Origin of the sequence: Algibacter sp. (assembly GCF_039977455.1) — a bacterium.
Taxonomy (GTDB): domain Bacteria; phylum Bacteroidota; class Bacteroidia; order Flavobacteriales; family Flavobacteriaceae; genus Algibacter_B.
The window spans coordinates 1-2,594 of record NZ_JBDWDG010000021.1 but is presented as its reverse complement, the minus strand read 5'-3'; the positions used below and the strand labels follow the sequence as shown (position 1 = coordinate 2,594).

Genomic DNA, 2,594 nt, shown 5'->3' with positions numbered 1-2,594 from the left:
TTAAATTGAAAGACAAAACAAATTTGTACAATACAAAAAACAGTAAGGCTTTAACTAAAATAAGCCTTACTGTAATTGGAAAATAGTTTTCTATAAATGTTTTAAAAGGCACTATTTTTTATTGTTGTCTCTTAATTTTTTAATTCCGAAAGCTGCAGCTCCAATAATTAAAGCAGCTATTCCTCCATCTAAAGGAACGCCTTCATTATCTATAGTGTTTGTTGCTCCACCAGGAGGCATGCCTTGTGCATTTAAATTTGCTGTGCATACAAATGCAAATATAATAAGGATCGTGCTAAAGGTCTTTAAAATTATGTTACTAGAATGTTTCATTGTGTTAGTTTTTATTAATTAATATTTAATTTTTTGGTTGTAGTACGGCCCTGAGAAGATAATTTAACAAAGTACATACCCTGACTTAATATGGAATTAGGGTTTATAGTGGCTTGACGTCCAGCATCAAATCCTGTTTTGTGATATAATCTAGCACCTAAAGCATTGTAAATAGTAACCTGTAAATCATCCATGCCTAAAGGAATATCGATGTAAAACTTACCAAGACTAGTTGGGTTAGGGTATAATTTAATCGCTTCCATTTCAAGAGACAATGTTGATAATGTACTAGATGTAAACGTGATTTTAAATCGATTTCCAGCAATAGAGGCAGCATCGCTAGGGTTTACACTAAACGCATAATTAACAGAACCAGATTGCGGAATAGCTGTAGATATATTTGTATAGGCATCAAATAAATAAGCTTTAGCCCCCTGGGTTGAAACGGCATTTGCAACAATAGTATAATTAGTACTACGATACGTATTAATTTCTAATTGAATTTCTTCATTATCAACAGGAACGGCTCTGGTTTCCCAACTTAACAAGGCGCCATTATTATTGGTTGCAAAATTTTCATCAGAGTTTGTTAATTTACCAGCATCGTTGGCGTCGATACCGTTATTTCCTTCGGTATTAAAATTAATTACTAATCCGTCACTCGCTTTTTGGTTAGCAGCAAAGGCATTACTTTCATATAAAGATAAATATAAGAGTCCTGCACTTTCATTTTCTTGCTTTTTAGCAGCAGTTTTAAAAACAGCAGTTTCAGCTTCTGATGTCGCCTTACTCTCTTGTGTAAAAGTTATCGAAGCTTGTCCACCTTCTATAGTATTTACCCAGCCGGCTTGACCCGCTTGAATAAACTGATTGGCGTCTGAATCGATATTAGAAGAAAAACCAGAAGCAGCCAAAACAACTACGTAAGCTCCTCTTTCTCCTAAAGTAGGATCCCAAACCCAATAAAAAGTTGAGCTAATGTTTATGGCATCTGTTGTTAAAACCGTATTCATGTTAACCGGAGCTTGAAACGGATTACCGAAAGCCAAAAACCTTTGTTCTGGAGGATTAATGGCTATGGTGCTAGAGCCAGAATTCTCTGCAGTTAGCTCACCTGTGGCCACTAAAGTAGTTTCTGTTGGCGTTGGTTCATTAACAGTTAAGTCGATAGTTCTATCGCCTCTTACCAGAGTATGATACATAGTACCAGAAACTAAATTTGTAGCATCGGTATTAGGCATAGCCATATAACTATACAAGGCATTATCAAAAATATACATAGATGGGTTACCTGTATTTGTGGCATCGAAACCATTGGCGCCTGATGTAGACCCTGTAATATGAGTGCCCAATTGCCAGTTTTCTGAAATAGGAGTGCTTGTATTAACTGGCGACGCTAATTGGCGGTAAGCTCTTTTTGCAGAAATGTAGCGCTCTATAGTGGCGTCTCCAACAAAAGTACCAATTCCAGCACCAATATAAGCAGACCCTGTAGCGTCAGATTCAAAAGTTAATGTGCCGTTATTTGTAACCATACCATCATTACTAATTGTAGCACTAGGGTTTAAGGTTAAAGAGGCGCCACTATCAATGATAATGTTTGAACAATCGCTTAAATATAAATCTTGTCCTGCGGTTAAAATAGGGTAGTTTGTTAGGCCTGTTGGGATGGTAACATCATTTTCTGTTGATAATCCAGGGGCCATATTGTTTTGCCAGTTAGCTACATTGGTCCAATCTGTATCGATTGCGCCAGTCCAAATAAGTATCGTATCATCACATCTTGGATTGATATCCAATCTAATTTGGAAAATTTCCGATTGGCATCCGTTGGCATCCACTACATAAATGTCATAAAATGTAAATGCATAAGGATTATAATGAAAGGTTATTTTTGCAGGATCTGCTTTTGGCCAAGTTGAATTATCTGAAGGGTATACTCCTGTTACTTCTGTCATTCTACTATTAACATTTCCAACAATTAACGCCCCAAGATCAGCTCCCCTTAAATCAAAATGATAAGTAAAAGGCGCTGTACCCGTTGGTGGTGTTGAAATATTAAAAGTTTCTATATCACCTTCTCTAATAATTGTAATATCATCCATGACTCCGGCTGTTACTTCACCTGAGAAGAAAGGGCAATTATCATCCACATCTGGTATGTCATCATTGTCGTCGTCGTCGTCACAAATATCACCTGTGCCATCACCGTCGTTGTCAGCTTGGTCTGGGTTTGGTGTTTCTGGGCAGTTGTCGTTAGC

General features: G+C 37.1%; 2 protein-coding genes. Both read right to left on the bottom strand.

The window, feature by feature from the left end:
• Window positions 1–111: 111 nt before the first annotated feature.
• The gene (locus ABJM36_RS09025) at window positions 112–333 is read right to left on the bottom strand and encodes a hypothetical protein (protein WP_348451135.1); all 222 of its coding nucleotides are present in this window, start codon (window positions 331–333) and stop codon (window positions 112–114) included.
• Window positions 334–347: 14 nt separating this feature from the next.
• The coding region (locus ABJM36_RS09020; protein WP_348451134.1) for a T9SS type A sorting domain-containing protein at window positions 348–2,594 on the bottom strand (2,247 nt) is incomplete at its 5' end.